This is a genomic window from Nocardioides bruguierae, from assembly GCF_023656415.1.
GTDB lineage: Bacteria > Actinomycetota > Actinomycetes > Propionibacteriales > Nocardioidaceae > Nocardioides > Nocardioides bruguierae.
This window is the reverse complement of record NZ_JAMOIL010000009.1, coordinates 61,341-84,589: the sequence shown is the minus strand read 5'-3', so window position 1 is coordinate 84,589 and position 23,249 is coordinate 61,341. Positions and strand designations below refer to the sequence as shown.

Annotated in this window: 21 protein-coding genes; 9 read left to right on the top strand and 12 right to left on the bottom strand. The window is 74.0% G+C overall.

Annotated features, from left to right (window positions below; genetic code table 11):
- Positions 1 to 76: 76 nt before the first annotated feature.
- The 3 genes from hisC to M8330_RS08270 all read right to left on the bottom strand — a co-directional run bounded on the left by hisC (position 77) and on the right by M8330_RS08270 (position 2,835).
- On the bottom strand, positions 77 to 1,144 hold the full coding sequence (hisC, locus tag M8330_RS08280; RefSeq protein ID WP_250826957.1) for a histidinol-phosphate transaminase: 1,068 nt from the start codon (positions 1,142 to 1,144) through the stop codon (positions 77 to 79).
- A gap of 10 nt (positions 1,145 to 1,154) precedes the next feature.
- Complete coding sequence (locus tag M8330_RS08275) at positions 1,155 to 1,742, bottom strand: VanZ family protein (protein ID WP_250051312.1); 588 nt, start codon at positions 1,740 to 1,742, stop codon at positions 1,155 to 1,157.
- Between the two features lie 112 nt (positions 1,743 to 1,854).
- Positions 1,855 to 2,835, bottom strand: a complete 981-nt coding sequence (locus M8330_RS08270; protein ID WP_250826956.1) for a dimethylarginine dimethylaminohydrolase family protein — start codon at positions 2,833 to 2,835, stop codon at positions 1,855 to 1,857.
- A 176-nt stretch (positions 2,836 to 3,011) separates the two neighbouring features.
- Between M8330_RS08270 and M8330_RS08265 the strand changes: the two genes are divergently transcribed.
- Positions 3,012 to 3,683 (top strand): GntR family transcriptional regulator, encoded by a 672-nt coding sequence (locus M8330_RS08265; protein WP_250826954.1) that lies wholly within the window; start codon positions 3,012 to 3,014, stop codon positions 3,681 to 3,683.
- 17 nt (positions 3,684 to 3,700) lie between these two features.
- On the opposite strand, the gene M8330_RS08260 is transcribed toward M8330_RS08265, so the two are convergent.
- Positions 3,701 to 5,401 carry a methyl-accepting chemotaxis protein gene (locus M8330_RS08260; protein WP_250826953.1) on the bottom strand — a complete coding sequence of 567 codons (1,701 nt, stop codon included), beginning with the start codon at positions 5,399 to 5,401 and terminating at the stop codon, positions 3,701 to 3,703.
- 187 nt (positions 5,402 to 5,588) lie between these two features.
- On the opposite strand from M8330_RS08260, the gene M8330_RS08255 reads away from it, so the two are divergent.
- The 7 genes from M8330_RS08255 to M8330_RS08225 all read left to right on the top strand — a co-directional run bounded on the left by M8330_RS08255 (position 5,589) and on the right by M8330_RS08225 (position 10,494).
- The gene (locus tag M8330_RS08255) at positions 5,589 to 5,966 is read left to right on the top strand and encodes a phage holin family protein (RefSeq protein ID WP_250051320.1); all 378 of its coding nucleotides are present in this window, start codon (positions 5,589 to 5,591) and stop codon (positions 5,964 to 5,966) included.
- 3 nt (positions 5,967 to 5,969) lie between these two features.
- The gene (locus M8330_RS08250; protein WP_250826952.1) at positions 5,970 to 6,482 is read left to right on the top strand and encodes a low molecular weight protein-tyrosine-phosphatase; all 513 of its coding nucleotides are present in this window, start codon (positions 5,970 to 5,972) and stop codon (positions 6,480 to 6,482) included.
- Positions 6,479 to 7,354 carry a fructosamine kinase family protein gene (locus M8330_RS08245; protein WP_250051325.1) on the top strand — a complete coding sequence of 292 codons (876 nt, stop codon included), beginning with the start codon at positions 6,479 to 6,481 and terminating at the stop codon, positions 7,352 to 7,354. The genes M8330_RS08250 and M8330_RS08245 overlap by 4 nt, the downstream gene beginning before the upstream one ends.
- A 77-nt stretch (positions 7,355 to 7,431) precedes the next feature.
- Positions 7,432 to 8,166 (top strand): response regulator transcription factor, encoded by a 735-nt coding sequence (locus M8330_RS08240; RefSeq protein ID WP_250826951.1) that lies wholly within the window; start codon positions 7,432 to 7,434, stop codon positions 8,164 to 8,166.
- Entirely contained in the window at positions 8,163 to 9,590 is a 1,428-nt protein-coding gene (locus tag M8330_RS08235; protein WP_250826950.1) for a sensor histidine kinase, read from the top strand. The genes M8330_RS08240 and M8330_RS08235 overlap by 4 nt, the downstream gene beginning before the upstream one ends.
- Positions 9,591 to 9,657: 67 nt before the next feature.
- A complete protein-coding gene (locus M8330_RS08230) occupies positions 9,658 to 10,038 on the top strand; it encodes a DUF805 domain-containing protein (RefSeq protein ID WP_250826949.1) in 381 nt (126 codons plus the stop codon).
- A gap of 63 nt (positions 10,039 to 10,101) precedes the next feature.
- Positions 10,102 to 10,494, top strand: coding sequence for a rhodanese-like domain-containing protein (locus M8330_RS08225; protein WP_250826948.1), 393 nt, complete (start codon positions 10,102 to 10,104; stop codon positions 10,492 to 10,494).
- Between the two features lie 25 nt (positions 10,495 to 10,519).
- Here the strand turns inward: M8330_RS08225 and zwf are convergent, their stop codons facing one another.
- The 8 genes from zwf to M8330_RS08185 form a co-directional block, all read right to left on the bottom strand.
- Positions 10,520 to 11,965: a glucose-6-phosphate dehydrogenase gene (zwf, locus tag M8330_RS08220; RefSeq protein ID WP_250826947.1), complete on the bottom strand. Its 1,446-nt coding sequence runs from the start codon at positions 11,963 to 11,965 to the stop codon at positions 10,520 to 10,522.
- Positions 11,966 to 12,037: 72 nt separating this feature from the next.
- On the bottom strand, positions 12,038 to 13,354 hold the full coding sequence (locus M8330_RS08215; protein WP_250826946.1) for an anthranilate synthase component I family protein: 1,317 nt from the start codon (positions 13,352 to 13,354) through the stop codon (positions 12,038 to 12,040).
- Entirely contained in the window at positions 13,351 to 13,965 is a 615-nt protein-coding gene (locus M8330_RS08210; RefSeq protein ID WP_250051335.1) for an anthranilate synthase component II, read from the bottom strand. Before M8330_RS08210 ends, M8330_RS08215 begins: the two co-directional genes overlap by 4 nt.
- A 267-nt stretch (positions 13,966 to 14,232) precedes the next feature.
- Entirely contained in the window at positions 14,233 to 16,164 is a 1,932-nt protein-coding gene (locus M8330_RS08205) for an anthranilate synthase family protein (RefSeq protein ID WP_250826945.1), read from the bottom strand.
- Positions 16,165 to 16,221: 57 nt separating this feature from the next.
- The gene (locus M8330_RS08200; RefSeq protein WP_250826944.1) at positions 16,222 to 18,453 is read right to left on the bottom strand and encodes a HelD family protein; all 2,232 of its coding nucleotides are present in this window, start codon (positions 18,451 to 18,453) and stop codon (positions 16,222 to 16,224) included.
- Positions 18,454 to 18,604: 151 nt separating this feature from the next.
- A complete protein-coding gene (locus M8330_RS08195; RefSeq protein ID WP_250826943.1) occupies positions 18,605 to 19,999 on the bottom strand; it encodes a hypothetical protein in 1,395 nt (464 codons plus the stop codon).
- Complete coding sequence (locus M8330_RS08190) at positions 19,996 to 20,646, bottom strand: SigE family RNA polymerase sigma factor (RefSeq protein ID WP_250826941.1); 651 nt, start codon at positions 20,644 to 20,646, stop codon at positions 19,996 to 19,998. The genes M8330_RS08195 and M8330_RS08190 overlap by 4 nt, the downstream gene beginning before the upstream one ends.
- 43 nt (positions 20,647 to 20,689) lie before the next feature.
- Positions 20,690 to 21,451, bottom strand: a complete 762-nt coding sequence (locus M8330_RS08185) for an enoyl-CoA hydratase-related protein (protein WP_250826940.1) — start codon at positions 21,449 to 21,451, stop codon at positions 20,690 to 20,692.
- A 291-nt stretch (positions 21,452 to 21,742) separates the two neighbouring features.
- Between M8330_RS08185 and M8330_RS08180 the strand changes: the two genes are divergently transcribed.
- Entirely contained in the window at positions 21,743 to 23,230 is a 1,488-nt protein-coding gene (locus tag M8330_RS08180; protein ID WP_250826939.1) for an HNH endonuclease signature motif containing protein, read from the top strand.
- Positions 23,231 to 23,249: the final 19 nt, after the last annotated feature.

The window sequence follows — 23,249 nt, the reverse complement described above, 5'->3', positions numbered from 1 at the left end:
GCCGAGTCGGCAGTAACTTTCTGCCGACTCGACAGGTGTCGGGGCCAAGTCGGCAGGAGCTTTCAGCCCGGACGGGTCACACGAAGGTGGCGGCGACCTCGAGCAGCCGGTCGTTCGCCTCGGTCTCGCCGACCGACACGCGGCAGCCCTCGCCAGCGAACGGACGCACCACGATGCCCGCGTCGTCGCAGGCAAGCGCGAAGTCCGCGGTGCGCTCGCCCAGCGCGAACCAGAGGAAGTTGCCCTGCGCGTCGGGCAGGTCCCAGCCCTGCGCCGCCAGCGCGGCCTGGAGCCGGTCCCGCTCTGCCACGAGCGCGTCCACCCGCTCCAGCAGCGCGTCCGCGGCCTCGAGGGAGGCCACCGCGGCGACCTGCGCGACCGAGGAGACGCCGAAGGGCAGGGAGACCTGGCGCAGGGCGGTGGCGATCGGCTCGGGCGCCACGGCGTAGCCCACGCGGAAACCGGCCAGCCCGTAGGCCTTGGAGAAGGTGCGGAACAGCACCACGTTCTCGTGCCGGGCGTAGGTGGCGATGCCGTCGACCGCGTCGGCGTTGCGCACGAACTCCAGGTAGGCCTCGTCCACCACCACGACGACGTGGGTGGGGACGCGGCCCAGGAACGCGTCCAGCTCCGTCTGGGTCAGCGCCGGGCCGGTCGGGTTGTTGGGGGTGCAGACCATGACGACCTTGGTGCGGTCGGTGATGGCGTCGAGCATGGCGTCGAGGTCGTGGCGACCGTCGGCCAGCACCGGCACCTGCACCGAGGTCGCGCCGCACGTGGAGACCGCGATCGGGTAGGCCTCGAAGCTGCGCCAGGCGTAGACGACCTCGTCGCCGGGCTCGCAGAACGCCGTGAGCAGCTGGTAGATCAGCGCGACCGAGCCGGTGCCGGCCGCGAGGTGCGACTCCGGCACGCCCAGCTCCTGCGCGAGCCCGGAGTAGAGCAGGCCGTTGCCCATGTCGGGGTAGCGGTTCATGGTGTCGACCGCCGCGTGCGCCGCGGTGACCACGCCCGGCAGCGGCGGGTACGGGTTCTCGTTGCTCGAGAGCTTGTACGTCACCAGGTCCTCGCGCGCCACGGGCGGCTTGCCCGGCTTGTAGGCCGGCACGTGGGCGAGGTGGGCGCGGGGCTGCGGTGCGGTCATGCCCCGCAGACTAGTGAGCGGCGGGCCCCTCGGCGGAGCCCGGGCGCTCGCGCCAGGGGCGCAGCACGAGGGCCACGAGGACGCCGGCGGCCAGGCCGAGCGCCGCACCGGCCGCGTTGTCCACGACGTCGGTGACGTCGCACGCGCGGTTGAGGCTGGCCACCTCGAGCTGCAGCCACTCGATGAGCACCGAGTAGCCGGTCAGCACCACCAGGCCGAGCGGCACCAGCCACCGGCCGGCGCGCCAGCGCGCCGTCGCGACCGCCCACAGCAGCCCGGCCGGCACGAAGATCGCCGCGTTCAGCAGCCGCTGCCCACCGGAGAAGATCCAGAACCCGTCGGGGGCGGGGCCGCCGTAGTCCCACGAGCAGGTGCCCAGCCGGTCCTCGGCGTAGACGACGCCCGTGTCGGGGCTGGTCGGCAGCAGCGTCACGAAGCCGATGACCGCCAGCGACCACACCAGCAGCGCCACCGACCAGGCGAGCACCCGGCCGCGGGAGCGCAGGCCGCGCTGGAGCCCGAGGCAGAGCAGGCCCGTGAGCGCGATGCCCACCAGCATCACGGGGATGCCGCCCACGGGGAACTCGTTGCCGAACACGGACCAGACCCTAGGCAAAGGAGCCTGGCCGGGCCCTCATCCTCGGCTGTGCGCGCCTGTGAGGTGCCCCGCCGGCGTCCCGGCGGTGAAAGCTGCTGCCGACTCGGCGGGGTCAGGCGACGCCCTCGAAGGCGCCGGGGAGGACGACCTCGCCCCCGGGCACGCGGGGCAGGTCGCGGCCGACGGTGACGTCGAGGGGGTTGGTCAGGCAGCGGATCGAGCCGCCGCCCTTGTGGAACTCGGTGACGTCGACGACGACCACCTCGAAGCCGCGACCCTCCAGCTCCTGGCGCAGGCGGGGCGGGCAGGCGGGCATCACGACGGTGCGGCCCACGACCACGGAGTTGGCGGCGAAGGTGCTCAGCGCCTCGGCCTCGGTCAGCACCACGGGGTCCGGGACGAGGTCGAGCAGCGCGTCGGCCGAGGGGCCGTCGAGCGCGGCCGGGCAGACCAGCGCGGTGCGCTCGTCGAGCGGGCAGAACGCCAGGTCGAGGTGGTACATGCCGGGGTGGGTGATCCGCAGCCCACGCACCCGCACGTCGAGGGTGCGGGCCAGCTGGGCCAGGGCCGCCTCCTCGGTGCGCGGGCCGTAGCCCACGACGAGCGCGTCGCCGAACGCGAACGCGTCGCCGGCCTCGAGGTGCGGGCCGGTGCCGCCGGCCCCGACGAAGGAGGTCTCGCGACCGGCCGCGGCGAAGAACGGCTCGGCCGAGCGGGTCTCGTGCCGGCGCTCGGGGTAGCGCATGTGGCTCATCACCATGTGCTCGCGCCCGGACGGGTCCACGAAGGCCAGCCCCAGGTTCATCGCGTAGACCATGTCCGGGGAGTCCTCGCGCTGGTCGAGGACGTCGACCCGAGCCCCGAGCCCGCGGAGCACGGCGACCATCCGCTCCCACTGCTCCAGCGCGAGGGCCGGGTCGGGCTGGTCGTCGAGGTGCATGAAGGGGTTGATCGCGTACTCGATGCGGAAGTGGTCCGGGCGGACGGCGGCGTAGTGCCGCCCCCAGACCAGGTCGGCGCCCCGGCGCTCGGCCAGGTCGGAGGTCTCGGGCGACGGCACGGCGTGGAGGTCGGTGGGGTGCGTCAGGGTCACGACTGTCCTCCTGGGGAGCGCGGGCCGACCGGGATCGCCGGGCGGCATGGTTTTCGTCGTCAGATTGTCAGACAATCTGACAGAAGCGAGTGTGGGGCAGGACCCTGGTCCCTGCCAAGTCCGCCGCGCCGTGCCCGGGCCTGCGCCCGCACCGGGGAGAGGGGAGAATGTCCGCCGTGCCCGAGCAGTTCGCCACGCTCCGCCTGGAGCACTCCTCCACCGTCGACCGTGTGGTCGCCGAGTTGCGGCGCGCCATCTTCGAGGGCGAGCTGGAGTCGGGCACCCCGCTGCGCGAGGTCGCCCTGGCCGGGTCGCTCGGCGTCTCGCGGCCGACGGTGCGCGAGGCCCTGACCCAGCTGGTGGCCGAGGGGCTGGCCACCCGCGAGCCGCACCGCGGCGTCAGCGTCACCACGCCGGCCGCCGACTCCATCCGCGACGTCTGCCGGGCCCGCTGGGTGCTCGAGGGCGCGGGCGTGCGCCGGTGGGACATGGCCACCGACGCCCAGCGTGGAGCGGTGCGCGCCAGCCTCGAGGCCTACACGCGCGCGGTCTCGGGCGGCGCCTCCTACCAGGAGCTGAACGAGCGGCACCTGACCTTCCACCTGTCGCTGGTGGGCCTCACCGGCTCCCCGCGGCTCCAGGCGATGGCCGAGGCGCTGGTGGTGGAGCTGAAGCTGGCGCTCGCGCAGGTCGAGCGCATCCGGCGCAACGCCCACGACGAGGCCGAGAACCACACGGCGCTCGTGGTGCTGCTGGAGACCGGGGACGTGCGCGGGGCCTACGCGTTCCTGCGCCAGCACCTCATCGACGCCGAGGACGACATCCTCGACGCGCTCGGCCTGGGCTGAGGCACCCCGCCGGCGCCTCAGACGGTGAAGCGGCTGATCCGGTCACGCATCCGCTGGGCCACCTCGGTGAGCTCGACGGCCGCCTCCCGCGTCATGGACGCGGCGACGGCGGTGTGCTCGGAGGAGCGGCTCATCGACGACATGCTCTCCGCGATCTCGGTGCCCCCCTCGGAGGCGCCGACGATGTTGCGTCCGATCTCGCCGGTCGTGGCGGTCTGCTCCTCCACGGCGGCGGCGATGGTGGTCTGGTAGTCGGAGATCCGGCTGATCACCGCGACGATGCCGGCGATCGCGCTGACCGCGCCCTCGCTGTCGCCCTGGATCGCCTCGATCCGGCCGGCGATCTCGTCGGTGGCCCGCGAGGTCTCCACCGCGAGCTCCTTGACCTCGTTGGCCACGACGGCGAAGCCCTTGCCCGCGGCGCCGGCCCGTGCGGCCTCGATGGTGGCGTTGAGCGCGAGCAGGTTGGTCTGCTCGGCGATGGCGGTGATCGTCCGGATGACGCTGCCGATCTCGGCGGAGGACTCCCCGAGCCGGGCGACGGTGGCGGTGGTGGCCTGCGCGTCGCTGACGGCGTCGGTGGCCACGCGGGCGGCCTCGGTGGCGGACTCCGCGATCTCGCGGATGCTCACGCTCATCTCCTCGCTGGCGGCGGCGACGGTCTGCACGCTGACCGAGACCTCCTCGGTGGCGGTGGTGACGGAGGCGGCCTGCTGGGCCGACTCCTCCGCGGTGCCGCCGAGCTCGACGGAGACCGACTGCATCTCCTCGGCCGCGGCCGACATGACCACGACGTGGTCCATGACCTCCGCCAGGGAGCTGCGCAGCGCCTCGCGGGAGGCGTCGAAGTCGACGGCCATCCGGCCCACCTCGTCCGCACCGAGGGCACCGGCGGCGACCGTCAGGTCGCCCGCGGCCATGCCCGCCAGGGCGGTCTGGAGCCGGTGGATGGCGCGGACGATCCCGTTGCTGACGACCAGCGCGATGGCCACGCAGAGCACGAGCCCCACCACCAGCGCGACGAGGAAGACGGTGCGGTCGGCGCGGTAGGTGGCCTGCGCCTCGGTGAGCGCCGCCTCGCTGGCCTCGTCCTCCGCGCTCCTGAGCTCGGCGAGCACGTCGCTGATCGCCGTGGCCGCCGGGACCACCTCGGCCTCGTTGACCCGCATCCACTCGGCGTTGTCCTGGGCGGCCACCGCCGGGGCGAGCGCCGTGTCCACCAGCGTCACGTACTCGGTGAGCAGGTCGGGCAGGGTCGCGGCGAGCTCGGCCTCGGCGGGCGCCGGCTCGAGCGCGAGGTACCGCTCGACGTGGTCGGCGAAGTCGGCCTGCAGCGCCTCGTACTCCTCGAGCACCGCGGCGCGTCCGGGCCCGTCACCGACGAGCAGCACGTCGCGGGCGCTCAGCGACAGGCTCTTGCGCAGCACCGACATCTCCAGCAGCGCCTCGGAGGCCAGCTGGTGCTCGTGGATCTCGGCCGCGTCGCCGGCGGCCGTGGCCATGCCGCTCACGCCAAGGGCGGCCACGAAGCCGGCCACGAGGCCGGCCACGCCGACGGGCGTGAGGATCTTCCAGCGCAGGGGCAGCCGGCTCCACGGGCCCGGTGCTGTGCCGACCGCCGCCGGCGTGGGCGACGCGGCGGGTGCCGGGGCGCTCGCGAGGGTCCCGGAGGGCACGGCGGGGGCGGCGGTCACGGGGCGGTCGGGAGCCAGGGTCACGGCGGTACTCCTGCGAGGGGCGCGCCGAGGTGGCGCGGGGACGACGAGCGGGTCCGGGAGCGTCCCGGCCATCCCTCGCATCGGCAGCCGAGATGCGGACTCAAGCGGTTTCGCCAGGGCGCGGCCAGCGGGACGGCTCCCCCGGGAAGGGGGTCGGGGCCGACCACGGACCTGCCATGATCGCCACGTGCGCCTCGTGAGCTGGCTCGTGTCCTACGCCGTCGCCCTGGCCGTCGCTGCCTGGCTGCTCGGCGGCATCTGGTTCATCCCCCGCAACGGGGACTGGACCGAGAAGATCGTCCCGCTGCTGCTCACCGCCCTGATCCTGGGTGCGCTCAGCGCCGTGGTGAAGCCGGTGCTGCAGTTCTTCTCGCTGCCCTTCATCATCCTCACGCTCGGGCTGTTCCTGCTCGTGATCAACGCCGCGATGCTGCTGCTCACCTCGTGGCTGGCCCAGCAGCTGGGCGTCGGCTTCCGGGTCGACGGGTTCTGGTCCGCCGTGTGGGGCGCGATCATCGTCACGGTCGTGACCTGGGTCGTGGACGGCGTCCTGGGGGAGGACTGAGGCGTGCGCACCGCCCCTCTCCCCCCGCCCCGCACCCCCGGCCGCTACGCCGTGGGCGTCGTCTGCCTCGGCAACATCTGCCGCTCGCCCATGGGCGAGGTGGTGCTCCGCGAGCGCGTGGACGAGGCGGGGCTGGCGCGCCACGTGCGGGTCGCCTCGTGCGGGACCGGCGGCTGGCACGTCGGGGAGTCCATGGACCACCGCTCCGCCTCCGCGCTGCTCGCCTCCGGCTACGACCCCAGCGGCCACCGCGGGCAGCAGCTGGACGACTCCTGGTTCGCCGAGTTCGACCTGCTGCTCGCGATGGACAGCAGCAACCTGGCTGACCTGGGCGGGCGCAGCGAGCGCGTCCACCTCTTCCGCGACCACGACCCGGTGCACGTCGGCGCCGACGTGGCCGACCCCTACTACGGCGGCGAGCGCGGCTTCACCGAGGCGCTGGAGACCTGCGAGCGCGTCGCCGCGTGCGTGGTCGCCTCCCTCCAGCGCCTGCCCGGGGTCCGGGGGCGCGCATGACGACCGGGGTCGCGCGCCGCGCCGAACGGCTCCTGGGGGCCGCCGTCTCCGCCACCTCTCAGGTGGCCGGGGGCGACATCGCGCACGCCACGAAGATCCGTCTCTCCGACGGCCGCACCGCGCTGGTGAAGTCGCTGCCGGGGGCACCGGCCGACTTCTTCGCCACCGAGGCCGCGGGCCTGCGCTGGCTCGCGGACGCCGGCGGCGTGCCCGTCCCCGAGATCCTGGCCGTGGACGAGGAGTGCCTGATCCTGCGCTGGGTCGAGCCGGGGCGGGCCTCGGCCGAGGCCGCCGCCGCGCTGGGCCGTGGCCTGGCGACGACGCACGCGGCCGGCGCGCCGACGTTCGGCGCCGAGCGCGACGGGTACGCGGGCCGGCTGCCCCTGCCGAACCGACCCGCCCCCACCTGGGGCGAGTTCTTCGCCGTCCGGCGGGTGCTGCCCTACCTCAAGCTGGCCCGGGACCGCGGCGCCATCGAGCCCGAGGACGCCACGTCGATCGAGCAGGTCGCGGGGCGGCTGCCCCGCCTCGTCCCGGAGGAGGCACCGGCGCGGCTGCACGGCGACCTGTGGAACGGCAACGTGCTGTGGGGCCTGCCGGTCGGGGCGCCGCCGGGCGCCGAGACGGTGCCGCACCTCATCGACCCGGCCGCGCACGGCGGCCACCGGGAGACCGACCTCGCGCTGCTGGCGCTCTTCGGGCTGCCGCACCTGCCGCAGGTGCTGGAGGCCTACGAGGAGGCGAGCCCGCTGGCCGAGGGCTGGCGCGACCGCCTCGGCCTGCACCAGCTCTTCCCGCTGCTGGTGCACGCCTGCCTGTTCGGTGGCGGCTACGGGCCTCGGGCCGCGGAGACGGCCCGCCGGTACCTGTGACCGACCGGTCCGGACCGGCCGCACGCCCTGCGGCGCACTCTCAGGGACCGTTCAGCAGCCTCTGACACAGTGGTGCCGTGCCCACTCCCGCAGCCTCCACCGCCGCTGCCGACGCGACGCAGCCGCGGCCCCACGTCCTCGTCGTCGACGACGACCGTGCCGTGCGCGACTCGCTGCGCCGCTCGCTGGAGTTCAACGGCTACGAGGTCACCACCGCCGACGACGGTGCGCAGGCGCTGGCCGCGATCGCGCAGCGCCGCCCCGACGCCGTGGTGATGGACGTGATGATGCCGCGCCTGGACGGCCTGGAGTCGACCCGCGCCCTGCGCAGCGCCGGCAACGACGTGCCGGTGCTCGTGCTCACCGCCCGGGACGCGGTGGGCGAGCGCGTCGAGGGCCTGGACGCCGGCGCGGACGACTACCTGACCAAGCCCTTCGCCCTCGCCGAGCTGCTGGCCCGGCTGCGCGCGCTGCTGCGCCGGGTCGTGCCGGCCGCCGGCGACGACGCCACCGAGCAGCTCTCCTTCGCCGACCTCACGATGGACACCGCCACCCGCGAGGTCCGCCGCGGCTCCCGCGCCATCGAGCTCACCCGCACCGAGTTCGCGCTGCTGGAGATGTTCCTGCGGCGCCCGCGCCGGGTGCTGGAGCGCTCGTTCATCCTTGAGGAGGTCTGGGGCTACGACTTCCCGACGACGGCCAACTCCCTCGAGGTCTACGTCGGCTACCTCCGCCGCAAGACCGAGGCCGAGGGCGAGCCCCGCCTCATCCACACGGTCCGCGGCGTCGGGTACGTGCTGAAGGAGTCATGACGGCGACCCTCGGCCCGGACGCCCTCGGTCACCGCTGGCACTACCGGCGCTCGCTGGCCAGCCGGATCACGCTGCTGACCACCTTCGCCGTGGCCGTCTCGGTGGCCGCCGTCGCCGTCGGCGCGTTCGTCACCACCCGGGCCCAGCTCCGCTCCACCTCCGACGAGGCGCTCGTGACCCGCGCGCAGGCGGTGGCCCAGCTCGACCAGGTGGGGGACGCGGCGCAGGGGCTGTCCGCGTTCGCGCTGGCCGCCGGCGAGATCCGGGTGGCCGTCGTGGACGTCACCAGCGGCACCGTGAACGTCATCTCCCCGCAGACCACCGGCACCGGCCTCACGATCGGCGAGCCCGAGATCGCGGTGGCCCAGGGCCTGAGCGAGGGCTCGCTGCGCACCCTCGTCACCGACGACGGCGAGCGCTTCCGGGTCGTGACCGTGCCCGTGCCGGACCAGGCCGGCCAGGCCCTCGTGCTGGCCCAGTCCCTCACCTCGCAGGAGTCGGTGCTCGCCAAGCTCGGCGCGGTGACCCTCGTCCTGGGCGTGGCCGGCGTCCTCGTGGCCGCCCTGGCCGGCTGGGCGGTGGCCGGCAGCGGCCTGCGCCCGGTCCGCACGCTCACCCGGGGAGTGGAGGAGATCGCCCGCACCGAGCGGCTCGAGCCGCTGGCGGTCGAGGGCGACGACGAGGTCGCGCGCCTGGCCACGTCCTTCAACCTGATGCTGGCCTCCCTCTCCTCCTCGCGGGAGCGGCAGAAGCGCCTGGTGGCGGACGCCGGCCACGAGCTGCGCACGCCGCTGACCTCGCTGCGCACCAACATCGAGCTGCTCGCCCAGGCCCGCAGCGACGACATCGTGCTGCCGCCCGAGGCGGTGGCGGAGGTGCTCGACGACGTCCGCGCCCAGGTCGAGGAGCTCTCCACCCTGGTCGGCGACCTGGTCGAGCTCGCCCGCGACGAGGAGATGGGCCACACGGTGGAGGACCTCGACCTCGTCGAGGTGGTCGAGCACGCGCTGGCCCGCGTGCGCCGCCGCGCGCCCGGCGCCGTCTTCGAGACCGACCTGCGCCCCTGGTTCACCCGCGGCGAGCCCGGGACGCTCGAGCGGGCGGTGACGAACCTGCTCGACAACGCGGCCAAGTGGAGCCCGACGGACGGTCGGGTGCAGGTGTCGCTGGTCGAGGGCGTCCTCACCGTCGACGACGAGGGCCCCGGCATCCCCGACGCCGACCTGCCGCACGTCTTCGAGCGCTTCTACCGCGCGGACGAGTCGCGCACGATGCCCGGCTCCGGCCTCGGCCTCTCGATCGTCGCGCAGGCGGCGGAGCGGCACTCCGGCACCGTGGTCGCCGGCCGCTCGCCCCTGGGCGGGGCCCGGATGGTGCTCCAGCTGCCCGGGCAGGCCGACGCGCCGGTCCGTACCGGGGGCTGACACCGCTCGGCGGAGTTCGCTAGCGTCCCGGCTCGACCATCCGCGAGCACTCCTCCCAGGGGCCACCATGTCGTTCACCGACGCCGTCCGCCACGTCCTCACCCACTACGCCGACTTCACCGGCCGCGCGCGGCGCTCGGAGTACTGGTGGTTCTACCTGGCCGTCGTGCTGGTCAACATCGTGCTGAACATCCTGGCCAGCATCACCGGGGACGCCGGCGCGGTGCTGTTCGGCATCATCTCGGTGATCGTCTCGCTCGGCCTGATCGTGCCGGTCATCGCGGTCGGCGTGCGGCGCCTGCACGACATCGGCCGGACCGGCTGGTGGCTGCTCATCGGCCTCGTGCCGTTCGTCGGCTTCGTCGTGCTCATCGTCTTCTTCGTGATGGACAGCGAGCCCGGCGACAACGCGTACGGCCCGAGCCCCAAGGCCGGCGACCTGGCCTGAGCGCCACGCCTGAGCACGGCTCGTCCGCAACCCCCCTAGGGGTTGCGGTGCTACGCTCGGGGCATGCGTAGCCGCCTCTCCTCGCTCCTGCTCGCCGTCGGCCTCACGCTCGGGCTGTCCCTCGGTCTCGCCGCCTGCGGCTCGTCCGAGTCGACGGCCGGCTCCTCCGCCGTCGCGGACGCGATCGACGGCGGCGCCACGATCGTCGACGTGCGCACCCCCGAGGAGTTCGCCGACGGGCACGTCGAGGGCGCGGTCAACATCGACGTCTCCGCCTCGACGTTCGCCGAGGAGATCGCCGCGCTCGACCCCGAGGCCGCCTACGTCGTCTACTGCCGCTCCGGCAGCCGCGCGGGCGCAGCCATCGAGCAGATGACGGACGCCGGGTTCACCGACCTTGTCAACGGCGGCGGGCTCGGTGACATGGAGGACGCGGGATACCCCGCCACGTCCTGACCCTCACACCGGGCCCTGCCGGGCCTCACCACTCGTTGGGGTTGCTCTCCCGCCAGGCCCGCTCGAACGGCAGCCGCCATGCGTGCGGCGCGATCAGCTGGTGGATGGCGTTGGGCCCCCACGAGCCGGGCGAGTACGAGCGCACCGGCGGCGGGTTGTCGAGCAGCGGCATGGACTTGGCCCACAGCTCCTCGATGCCGTCCGCGGTGGTGAACAGCGTGTGGTCGCCGCGCATCGCGTCGTGGATGAGGCGCTCGTAGGCCTCGAGCACCAGCCCGGAGGCCGCGGTCTCGTGGGTGGAGAACTGCATCGACATCTTGTCGAGCTTCATGCCCGGGCCGGGCCGCTTGCCGTAGAAGGACAGCGACATCTTCGACTGGTCGGCCAGGTCGAAGGTGAGGTGGTCCGGGCCCTGGGTGCCCACGTTGGAGCCGGACGGGAACATCGTCAGCGGCGGCTCCTTGAACGCGATCGAGATGATCCGCGCGCCCTCGGCGAGCTTCTTGCCGGTGCGCAGGTAGAAGGGGACGCCGGCCCAGCGCCAGTTGTCGATCTCGGCCTTGAGCGCCACGAAGGTCTCGGTGTCGGAGTCGTCCGCCACCTCCTCCTTGCCCCGGTAGCCGGTGTACTGGCCGCGCACGACGTTGTTCGGCTCCAGCGGCCGCATCGAGCGGAAGACCTTGAGCTTCTCCTCGCTGATGGGGCCCGGCGTCAGCGCCGTGGGCGGCTCCATCGCGGTGAACGCCAGCACCTGCATGAGGTGGGTGACCACCATGTCCTTGAAGGCGCCGGTGGTCTCGTAGAACTTCGTGCGCCCCTCGAGCCCGAGGGTCTCCGGCACGTCGATCTGCACGTGGTCGATGAAGTTGCGGTTCCAGATCGGCTCGAACAGACCGTTGGCGAAGCGGAACGCCAGGATGTTCTGGGCCGCCTCCTTTCCGAGGAAGTGGTCGATGCGGAAGACCTGGTCCTCGGCGAAGACGGTGTGCACCCGGCGGTTGAGCGCCTTCGCCGACTCCAGGTCGGTGCCGAAGGGCTTCTCCATGATGATCCGCGCGCGGTCGACCAGGTTGGCCTCGTCCAGCTGGCGCAGCACGTCCAGCGCCGCCTTCGGCGGCACGGAGAGGTAGTGGAGGCGGCGCTTGTCGCGCTCCTCGCCCGGCAGCATCTCCTCGACGCGCTCGACCTCGGCGGCCAGCGGCTCGGCGCCCGCGCCCTGCGGCACGTAGCTGAGCACCTCGGCGAAGGTCTGCCAGGAGGACTCCTGGAACTTCTCCTTGCCGAACTCCTCGCACGCCTCGCGAGCGACCTTCACGAACTCCTCGTTCGAGTAGGGCTCCAGCGAGGTGCCGACGATCCGGGCATCCTTGAGCAGGCCCGCCTGGAACAGGTGCATCAGCCCGGGCAGCAGCTTGCGGCGGGCCAGGTCACCCGTCGCGCCGAAGAGCACGATGACGTGCGGCTTCTCCATGGACTCGACCCTAACCACCTCCGGTTACCAGCGGGTGACACCACCCGCGCTCCTTCATCGTCGTGGCCGGGCTCACGGACCCGCCTCACCCGGGCGTCGGGCCACCGCGGCCAGGACGGCCCGCAGCCGCTCGGCCTTCCACTGGGTCTCCGCGTGCTCGGAGTCCGCGTCGGAGTGCACGGTCACCCCGCCCCCGGTGCCCAGCGTCCAGGTGCCCTCGCCCGCCGTGACCAGCGAGCGGATCACCACGCCCAGGTCGGCGCCGGCCGCGTCGAGCCAGCCGAACGCCCCGGCGTAGACGCCCCGCGGGGAGTCCTCCACGGCCGCGATCACGTCCATCGTGCGCAGCTTCGGCGCCCCCGTCATCGAGCCGGCCGGGAACAGGGCGTGCACGGCGGCCAGGGCGTCGGTGCCGGGTCGCAGCCGCCCCCGCACGGTGCTCACCAGCTGGTGGACGCTCGGGTAGGACTCCACCGTCATGAGCTCGGGCACCGTCACCGAGCCCGGCGCGCTCACGCCGGCCACGTCGTGGCGCAGCAGGTCGGTGATCATCAGGTTCTCGGCGCGGTAGCGCGGGTCGTGACGCAGCGCGTCGGCGGCGGCCGCGTCCTGCGCCGGGGTCGCTCCGCGCGGGGTCGTGCCCTTGATCGGCCGCGCCTCGATCGTGCCGTCGGCGACGCGGGCGTAGCGCTCGGGGCTGGAGGAGAGCAGCCAGGCGCGGGCCCCGGGCACGTCGTGGGCCAGGTACCCGGCGTAGGGGGCGGGGTTCGCCGCCCGCAGGGCCAGGTAGACCTCGACGGGGTCGGCGGCAGCCTCCACCCGCTCCCGGCGGGTCAGGTTCACCTCGTAGCTCAGGCCCGCGTGCAGCGCCTCCTGCACCTGCGCGAACTGCGCGAGGTAGGACGACGGCGGGGTGCCGTCGTCCCCGTCCTGCTCCGCCCCGTCCTGCTCCGCCCCGTTCTCCGCCGCCGCCGCGTGCCCCCGGGGCGCCGGGGGTCGACCGGCCGGCAGCCGCTCGACCCGCGAGGGACGCAGCCACACCGCGTCGGGGAGGTCGGGGTCGGGGTGTGCCGGCAGGTCGGGCCGGGCCGCGTAGCCGAGGTAGCCGTACCAGCGGGCGCCGGGCGCCGCCGCCAGCTCGGCGCGCAGCACCGCGAAGGGGTCGTCGCCGACCACGCGGGCGCGTCCGCCGGCGTGCCGGGTGACCTCGCGCCGGGTCGCGTCGTAGCTGAACGAGACGTCCTCCGGCTCGCACCAGGCGAGCACCGAGTCGCGTCCGGACCACTCGCGCGCCCCCACCCCGTCCAGCCAGACGCAGCGGTCGGTGGCGCGGGCGACCTCGGCGAACCGCTCGGCCGCGAGGTCCCGTGGCTCCGGCGCGGTGCTCACGCGTCCCCTCCCCCGCGGGTCTCGACGCCGAAGCCGGGCGCGAGGAAAGCCGCGACCAGGTCGAGGCCGTGCTCGGAGAGCACCGACTCGGGGTGGAACTGCACGGCCTCCAGCGGCAGCGTGCGGTGCCGCACGCCCATCACCACCTCGGTGCCGTCGGGGTCGGTGCAGGTGGCGGTGACCGTGAGGCAGTCGGGCACGCGGGTCGCGGCCAGCGAGTGGTAGCGGACGGCGGCGAAGGGGCCGGGCACGCCGGCGAAGACCCCCCGTCCGTCGTGCTGCACGGTGGCGACCTCGCCGTGCGCGGGCCGGACCCGCTCGACCGTGCCGCCGAAGGTGGTGACCATGCCCTGCAGGCCCAGGCAGACGCCCAGGACCGGCCGCGTGCCCGCCCGCAGCACGCCGCGGCCGACGGCGAAGTCGTGCTCGTCGGCGGGGTGGCCGGGCCCCGGCGAGAGGACCACGTGGGAGTGCGCGAGCACGGTGGCCACGTCGGTCTCGTCGTGCTGGACGACCGTGGGCAGCACCCCGGTCACCGCGGCGACGAGGTGCACGAGGCTCTGCGTGTAGGAGTCGTGGTGGTCGACCACGATCACGGAGCGCTCCGGCACCGGCACACGATAGCGACCGACGACGACGCGTCGGGCACCCGCCCGGCCGTCGGAGCGTGGGTGCCACGCGTCGGACGACGACTCTGACCAGGGGTTCTACGGGGTTCTGCCGGGGGGGGAGTAGGGGCCCGGCAAGGCTGGGGGGCAGTCCCCGCCGGGCTGGTCACGAGGCTAGACGAGCCCGCGGCGTCAAGGCAACAGATCGCTTTACTTTTGCTGCGATTACCGAAGATGAGTGATGACTGGAACGACGATCCGCGGTAGACGTCAGCCCAGCAGGCGCAGCAGGATGCGGTGCAGCAGGTCCACGCCGTGCTGGGTCAGGATGGACTCCGCGTGGAACTGGATGCCGGTGAAGTGCGGCCCGTGGATGGCGTGCACGTCGCCCTTCTCGGGGTCGGCGTCGACGACCGTGCCCGCCGGCAGCGCCACGTCCTCGCCCACGCGGGCCACGAACGTGTTGTAGAAGCCGACCCGCTCGGTGCGGCCCTCGAACGGCACGGGCGACTGGGTGCCCTGGAAGACGATGTCCTTGTAGCCCAGCGGCAGGCCGAGGGTGTGGCACAGCGCCTGGTGCCCCAGGCACACCGCCAGGAACGGCTGCTCGGTCTCGAGCACCGAGGAGACCGCGTGCCGCAGGCTCGCCATCTTCGGGTCGTCGCCGTCGCGGGGGTCGCCGGGGCCCGGCCCGACGAGCACGAGGTCGTGACCGTCGAGGCAGCCCGGCACGTAGTCCTCGTGCCGCACGACCGTGCTGGTCAGCCCCAGGGTCGCCAGGACGTGGCGGAGCATGCGGACGAAGTCGTCCTCCCCGTCCAGGATGACGACGCTCTTGCCGGCGAGGGCCGGGTCGGGGTCCTCGCCGGCCTGGTCGGTGAGCCAGAACTGGGAGAGGCGCCGGTTGCGCTGGTTGAGCCGCAGCAGCACGTCCTCGTCGTTGACCAGCGCCGGCACGTCCACCGTGGTCGGCGGGGCCGGGGGCACGAGCCCGAAGGCGGAGAGGATGCCGCCGGCCTTCGCGTGGGTCTCGGCGACCTCGTAGTGCGGGTCGGAGTCGCGCACCAGCGTGGCGCCCGCGGTGACGGTGAGGTTGCCCTCGAGGTCCACGTCGGCGGTGCGGATGACGATCGGGCTGTCGAGGACGGGGCCGCCCGCCTCGTCCCGGCCGAGCACGGCGAGCGCGGCGCCGTAGTAGCCGCGGCCCTGCTGCTCGTACTTCTTGATCAGGCGGCACGCGTTCTCGACCGGGGAGCCGGTGACGGTGGCCGCGTACATCGTGTCGCGCAGCACCTCGCGCACGTCGCGGTGCGTCTGGCCGGCCAGCAGGTACTCGGTGTGGATGAGGTGGCTCATCGGCTTGAGGAACGGGCCGAGCACCTGGCCGCCCTCGGAGCAGATGTCGCACATCATCTTCAGCTCCTCGTCGACCACCATGAAGAGCTCGTAGATCTCCTTCTCGTCGGAGAGGAAGTCCAGGAGGTCGCTCTTCAGCGCGGCGGCGGGCACCGCGGTGCCGTCGGCGGCCGGGCGGGGCAGCCGGAAGGTGCCGGAGATCGGGTTCATCCGCACCGCGCCGTCGCGCACGGAGACGTGACGCTCCGGGGTGGCGCCGACGAGGTAGCGGTCGCCGGTGAAGAAGACGTAGGTCCAGTAGGCGCCGCGCTCGCGCTCGAGCAGGCGCTTGAAGACGGTGAGGGCGCGCGCGGCGTCCCAGTCGGCGACGGTGGCGTGGAACGGGCGACCGACGACGAGGTTGGCGCCCTCGCCCTGGCCGATCTCGTCGGTGATGATCTGCTTGACGACCTCGGCGTAGGCCTCGTCGTCGGTGTCGAAGCCGCCGGCGTCGGCGAGCTCGACCGGCACCTCGGTGATGGCCGCGACCACGTCGTCGACCGAGAACTCGCGCTCGTCCTCGACGTCGACCACGACCAGCGGGGTGCCGTCGTCGTGGGCGTCGAACCCGCGCTCGGCGACCTGCCGGAACGGGACGGCCACGAGCCGGTCGGCGAAGCGTCCGGGCTCGGGGACGCCGGTCTCCAGCGGGACGTCCATGAGCGAGTCCGCGACCCACCGCTTGCCGCCGAGCACGCCGACGGTCGGGTTGTCACCCGCGCGCGTGGAGCGGCGGATGATCGCCCACGCCTCGTGCCCCTGGATGGCCTCGATGGCTTCCCGGGCAGCGGCGACGTCGTTGGTCATGGCTGCAGGGTAGTCGCGGGCCGAGCCCGTCCGGCGCCGGTGCTCGGCTGATGGTGCTCAGCTGATGGTGGTCAGCAGCTGCGTGGCGCGGGTGAGGACGACGTAGAGCGTGGCGCGGCCGGTCGGCGACTCGTCCTCGATCTCCTGCGGGCGCACGACCACGATCGCGTCGAACTCCAGGCCCTTGGTGTCCAGGCCGGTCAGCACGACGACCCGGTCGTCGCCGCTGGGGGCGTCGGTGGAGTCGATCGCCGCGCGGGCGTGCGGGGCGTCCTCGGCGCGCTCGGGCCAGCTCGCCAGCCAGGAGTTCACCTCGCTGCGACGGGCCACGGGGACGACGATGCCGACCGTGCCGGCGACGCGGCCGGCCAGGCCGTCCACCACCTCGCGCACGGACGCCTCGAGGTCGTCGACGTCCTCCAGCACCACGGGGTGCTCGTCGGTGGAGCGGACCGCGGTCGGCAGGTCGGCGTCCAGGCCCACGCGCTCGGCGTAGGCCGCGGCGAAGGAGTAGATCTCGGAGGAGTTGCGGTAGTTCGTGCCGAGGTGGAACGAGTGCGTGGCCTTCTTCTCCAGCGCCTCGGCGCGGGCGGCGGCCGCCTCCTCGGGCACCGGCCACGACGACTGCGCCGGGTCGCCGACGATCGTCCAGGTCGCGGTGCGCCCGCGGCGTCCGACCATGCGCCACTGCATCGGGGTCAGGTCCTGCGCCTCGTCGATGAGGACGTGCGCGAACGGGTCGTCCTCGATCTTGTGCTGCGGGGCCTGCCACGCGCGGCCGGCCGGGGCGAACTCGCGGTCGGCGGCGGTGAACAGCTCGGCCATGTCGAGGCCGCCCTCGAGCAGGCCGGTGTCGTCGAGGCTGGCCTCGTCGTCGGTCTTCTGCGGCACGTCGCCGATGGCGTAGCGCAGCTCGTCGAGCAGCGCGACGTCCTGGATCGAGAGGTCGTCGGTGCCGTGGCCGTAGGACTTCACCAGCAGGTCCTGCTCGTCCTTGGAGAGCTCCGAGCCGGCCACCCGGGCGAGCATGTCGGGCTCGCGCAGCCAGCCGAGCACCTCCCGGGCGTCCAGCGGGGGCCACCAGGCGGCGACGAAGTCGAGGAACTTCGGGTCGCCCTTGAGGTCCTCGTTGAACGACTCCCGGCCCCGCTCGCGGCCACGCTCGGAGCGCACCTGGCGCCACAGCGCGTCCAGCAGGGCGCCGGGCACGCGCGGCATCTGCCGGTTGCGTCGGCCCTGGTTCATCAGCTGGCGACGGATGCGGCCGAGCGTGCCGCGGTCGAGCGTGAGCACGTCGTCGCGGTAGAAGGTGCGGAAGCTCGTGGGGCTGTCGGGCGCCTGCTGCCGCGAGAGCGACCGGAGCACCGTGGCCATCCGCGCGGAGCCCTTGACCGCGGCCACGGCCGGGTCGTCCTGGCGCGTCGCGCGGACGCCGTCCACGACCTCGCCCAGGGAGCGCAGCGCGACGGCGGTCTCGCCGAGCGAGGGCAGCACGCGCTCGATGTAGCGCATGAAGACGCCGGAGGGGCCGACGACGAGGACGCCGCCGGACTCGTAGCGGCGACGGTCGGTGTAGAGCAGGTAGGCCGCGCGGTGCAGCGCGACCACCGTCTTGCCGACGCCGGGGCCGCCCGAGATCGAGACGACGCCCTTGGCAGGTGCCCGGATCGCCTGGTCCTGCTCGGCCTGGATGGTCGCGACGATCGAGTGCATCGACCGGTCGCGGGCCCGGGAGAGCTGGGCGATGAGCGCGCCCTCGCCGACGATCGGCAGGTCGAGGCCGGCGGCCTCCATGCCCTCGCCGTCCAGCAGCTCGTCCTCGACGCCCTCGACCACGCGGCCCTTGGAGCGCAGGACGCGGCGGCGCAGCACGCTCTGCGGCGTGGCGGCCGTGGCCTGGTAGAAGACGGACGCCGCCGGGGCGCGCCAGTCGATGAGCAGGCTCTCCCGCTCGGCGTCGCGCAGGCCGATGCGGCCGATGTAGCGGGGTCGGTCGTCGACGGAGGGGTCGAGGTCGAGCCGGCCGAAGACCAGGCCCTCGTGGGCCGCGTCGAGCTGGGCGATCCGCTTGGCCGCCTGGAAGACCATCGCGTCGCGCTCCACGAGGCCGCCCTCGTGGCCCAGCGCGCCGCGGCTGTGGCCCTCCTTGGCGAGGTCCTGCGCCGCCTTGGCGCTCACCTCGAGCTGGGCGAACACCGTGTCGACGTAGGCCTGCTCGGCCGCCGTCTCGGTCGCGGCCACGTCCTCCGGACGCCGCTGCTCGTCACCGCTGCTGCTGACCTCGGTCAACGCTGCTCCTCGTCGTGCTGTCCCGGATGGGGGTCCTCGTCCGCGCGCGTGCGCGTCCGCGCCCTCCCACCGGGCGCGGCAAGACGACAACGTTACCCGTCCGGGTGTCCGTCCACGGCGCCAACCGGGGGGTGAGCCGTGGCCCAGGTGCTCACTCGTCGACGGGGGCGTACACGAGCAGGGCCCCACCGCCCTCCTCGAGCGCGCCCTGCGGCCTGGCGAGGGTGACCTGCCAGCGCTCCCCCTGGAGCAGCACGCCACTCATCTGGCCGGTCATCCACCCGCCGCTGGCGACGTGGGTCGCACGACCGCTCAGGGCCCTGCCGCTGACCGACCCGACGGCCTTCAGGGTCGTGCGTCCGCGCGCGTAGGTGACGTCCACGTACCGCGCGTCGGGCTCCTCGGTGAGGTCGATGTCGGCGGTGAGGCTGTCCCGGCCGGACAGCTCGACGACCTGCTCCAGCACCCAGGCGCGGCCGTCGACCTCGATCCGGGCGTCGACGTCGTCCCCGCTGCGGGTGCCGTCGCTCAGGACGGTGTCGTCGGGGTCGGCGGCGTACCCGGCGACGCCGGCCACCACCTGGGAGGCGTCCAGCAGCGGGCCGTCCTCGCCGCGGGTCACCCGGATCTCCAGGGTGTGCTCCGTGACCTTGTCCTGGCTGGTGAAGGTGACGCCACCGATGAAGGCGTCGCCGGCCTCGCCGACACAACCGCCCGAGGAGCTCAGACCACCGTCGACCAGCACGGTGGCGTAGGCGCCCTTCACGTCACTGCGGCAGTAGTCGGAGATGAGGGTGCTGCCCAGGGCTCCGGTGAAGGTCAGGGAGGCGGTGGCCCGACCTTCGGTCGGCGTGAAGGCGCCGGCCAGCCGGGTTCGACCCCCGACCTCGTCCCGGAACCAGGCCGAGCCGTCGGGCGCGTAGAGCGCGTCGATCCGCGTGTCGCTGCGGTCGTAGACCACGAGCGCCACCTCGGCGTCGGCCGGGACGTCACGGAGGACCAGCACGAGGTCGGTGCGCCCGGTGCCGACGGACGCGACAGGCGTGGTGCCGTCCTCGGTGAGGCGGACGAGCCCGGGTCCGCCGTACAGGGTCCGCAGGGTCACGGTGCCGCCGTCGAGCCCCGAGGCGACCAGCGCGACCGCCTGGTCGACACCTGCACGAGGCAGGGTGACCTGGCGTCGCAGGAGCTCCTCGGCAACCGTCCTGTCGCGGACGACGCCGTTCGGGTCCTCCATGTCGTCGAGGTCCACCGACCGCTGGTAGGCGTACTCGCCCAGCGGCAGGCTCACCTGCTCCGCCACGTCCTGGCCGGCGACCACGAGGCCGTCGTCGACCGGGGCGCCGCGGGTGAGCACGCCGACGGAGAGGACGCCGGCGAGCACGACCGCGGCGGCGGTGGAGACGGCGGCGGCACGACGACGGCGGGCGGCCGCGACGCGGTGCCGGACGCCGGAGAGGCGGGCGTGCACGTCGACGCCGCCGGCGTCCACGTCGTGGCCACGCTGGTCGAGGGTGGCGCGCAGGTCGTCGATCGTGGGGCTCATGACAGCTCCTCCCCGGTCTGCTCGGAGGTGGTGGTCGTGGGGTGGTGGTCGGTCAGGGAGGGGTCGATCCGCAGCTTCGCGAACGCCTTGGAGGTCTGGGACTTCACGGTGCCCACCGAGCAGCCGAGGGCCTCGGCCGTCTGCGCCTCGGTGAGGTCCTCGAGGTAGCGCAGGACGACGACGGCCCGCTGGCGCCGTGGCAGCCGGGCCATCGCCGACCACAGGTCGTCCCGGGTGCCGGCCGCGTCGTGGGCGTCGGGGGCGGAGGTCTCGGGCAGCACCTCGGTGGGCGTCTCGCCGTTCCACTTGCGGCGCCACCACGAGGAGAAGGTGGTGACGAGGACGCGGCGCAGGTACGCCTCGGGCTCGTCGATCCGGTCCCAGGCGGGCCACGCCTTGGCCAGCGCGGTCTGGAGGAGGTCCTCGGCGAGCGCGTGGTCGTGGGTCAGCAGGTAGGCGGTGCGCAGCAGGGCACCGGAGCGGGCGGCCACGAAGTCCTCGAACGGCACCGACGCCTTGCGGCGGGTGCGCGAGTGCGCGGCCGAGGGCGCGGCGACGTCGTGGGCGGCGTGCCCCACGGTGTCGGCGGCGGGCGCCTGCGCTGAGGGTCCGGTGGTGGTCTCCCGGTCCCGAGATCGGGTGGTCATGTCCTGGAGGACCGGGTCGACCCCCCGTCCGGTTGCCCCCGTGTCAGGAATTTCTTCCACGGCCCCGCTCGAGGAACGCCGCCATCGCGGCCTGCGCCGCGTCGGAGCCGAACAGGGTGGCCGAGCGGCGGGCCACGTTCGCACCCTCCGCGTCGATCCGCGCGACGAGGTCGGCGACGAGCAGCGCCTTGGTCTCCCGCTGGCCCTGCGGGTCCCCCTGGGCGAGGACGTCGGCCCGCCACCCGACCTCGGCGTCGAGGTCGTCGGCGTCGACGACGGTGGTGACCAGGCCCCAGGACGTGGCGGTGGCGGCGTCGAAGACCTCGCCGCCCAGCGCCGCCCAGGCCGCTGCCCGGTCGGTGAGCCGGGGCAGCACGGTGAGGCTGACGGCGAGCGGGGCCAGGCCGAGCCGCACCTCGGTGAGCGCGAAGGTCGCCTGCGTGGAGGCGACCACCACGTCCGCGGCCGCGACCAGGCCGAGGCCGCCGGCGCGGACCGGACCCTGCACCCGGGCCAGCACGGGCACGGGCAGGGTGAGCATGCGTCGCTGCAGGCCGACGATGGCCGCGGTCGTCTCCTCCATGGACCCGCCCGCGGCCTCGCTCAGGTCCGCGCCCGCGCAGAAGACCCGGCCGGTGGCGGCGAGCACCACGACCCGCGTGCCGGGGCGCTCGGCCGCGGCCACGAGCGCCGCGTCCAGCTCGGCCAGCAGCCGCCGCGAGAGCGCGTTGCGGTTGGCCGGGGAGTCGAGCGTGAGGGTCACGACGGCGCCGTCGACGTCGGTGCGGACCAGGGGGGCGTCCATGCGGCGCATCCTGCCCTGCGGCCCGCCCGCGGTCGAGGAGGCCGGCCCGCACCCACCGGTGGTCAAGGTGCGAGGAGGCCGGCCCGCACCCACCGGTGGTCGAGGTGCGAGGAGCCCCGGCGACGAGCCACGAGACCCCTGCACCCGCACCCACCGGTGGTCGAGGTGCGAGGAGCCCCGGCGACGAGCCACGAGACCCCTGCACCCGACCGCCAACGCCCACCCTCAGCGTTCTCCACAGGCCAGTCCACACCCTGTGATTCGAACTCATCATCGCGTAAACTGTCAGGCATGACCTGCACCGTGGAGCGTGACGTCGACGAGGCCAGGGGCACCCACCCCACTGCCTCGCTCCTGACGCGCGTCCGCGACGCCAGGCGCGCCCGGCACGTCGCCGACGTCGAGGTCGCCCAGGCGACGGTGGCGTGGGTCGAGGCCCACCCCGAGCAGGCCGTGATGGGCCTCGCCGATGCCGCCGCCTACGCCTGGGAGACGCCGGCCTTCCTGCACGGCGACCGCCCCCTCGACCTCGGCGGCCCGGGGTCGCCACTGGTGACCGAGGCGGCAGTGGTCGAGTGGGCCGCCGCGCTGGGGATGTCGACCGACGCCGGTCGGTCCTTCATCGGCGACGTCGTCGAGCTCCGCCACCGGCTGCCCCGCTCGTGGGCGGCACTGACCCGCGGGCTCGCCCTGGGCGACGACGGAGGGGTGCGGGTCGTCGACGCCCGCGAGGTCGACCACGCCCTGCCCTGGTCCAGGGCCCGCCTGGTCGCACGGCGGACGATGCACCTGCCGGCCGCAGGAGCGGCGTTCGTCGACGCCCAGCTCGCCGGGGTCGGCCACCGCATCGGCCCCACCGCCCTCGACCGGCTCGTCACCGAGGCGCTGGTGCGGTTCGACCCGGAGGCCGCCGAGGAGCAGGCGCTCGACGCCGCCGAGACCCGTCACGTCACGCTCGACCAGACCCCCGCCGGCCACCGGATGATCGACCACACCGGCGTCGTCTGCGTCGACGTGATGCTCGACGTCACGGACGTCACGGACGTCACGGACGCCGCGGACCTCGACGCCGCGCTGAGCCAGGTCGCTGACGAGCTCCGGGAGGCGGGCTCGGTCGACTCCCTCGACGTCCGCCGCGCGGCCGCCCTCGGCGAGATCGCCCGCCGTCAGCTCCAGGGCCACCTGCCCCGGACGACCGCCCGGCCCACGACGACCCGGGACATGACCGTCTACGTGCACCTCTCCGAGGACGCGGTCCGCGCCGCGGTCGAGGGCACCGCCGACCGCCATCAGGAGCCACTCGCGAGGATCGAGTCCGGACCCGGGAGCCTCAGCGCCCTGGGCGGTGGATTCACCACCCTCGACGTCCTCGCCAGGTGGATCACCGACTCACCCGCGAGATCCACCCTCACGGTCAGGCCCGTGATCGACGCACGCGTGCGACGGCACAGCGAGGCCTACGAGTTCCCCGACCGGTTCCGAGAACACGTCGTGCTGACGGAGCCGACCTGCGTGTTCCCGTGGTGCCGCCGACCCTCACGCCGTGCCGACCTCGACCACGTGCTCCCCCACGCCAGGGGCGGCCCGACCGCGACCGACAACGCCGCGCCCCTGTGCCGACGGCACCACCGCGCCAAGACCCACCTCGGCTGGGCCTACCACCGCGCCCTCGACACCCAGGGGCTCGCCACCGGCTGGGAGTGGACCACCCGCCACGGCCAGAGCTACCTGGTCACCGCCGCGGGCACCACGGCCGACAACAGGACCGGCACCGACTGACCAAGCCGTCCGGGCGCCC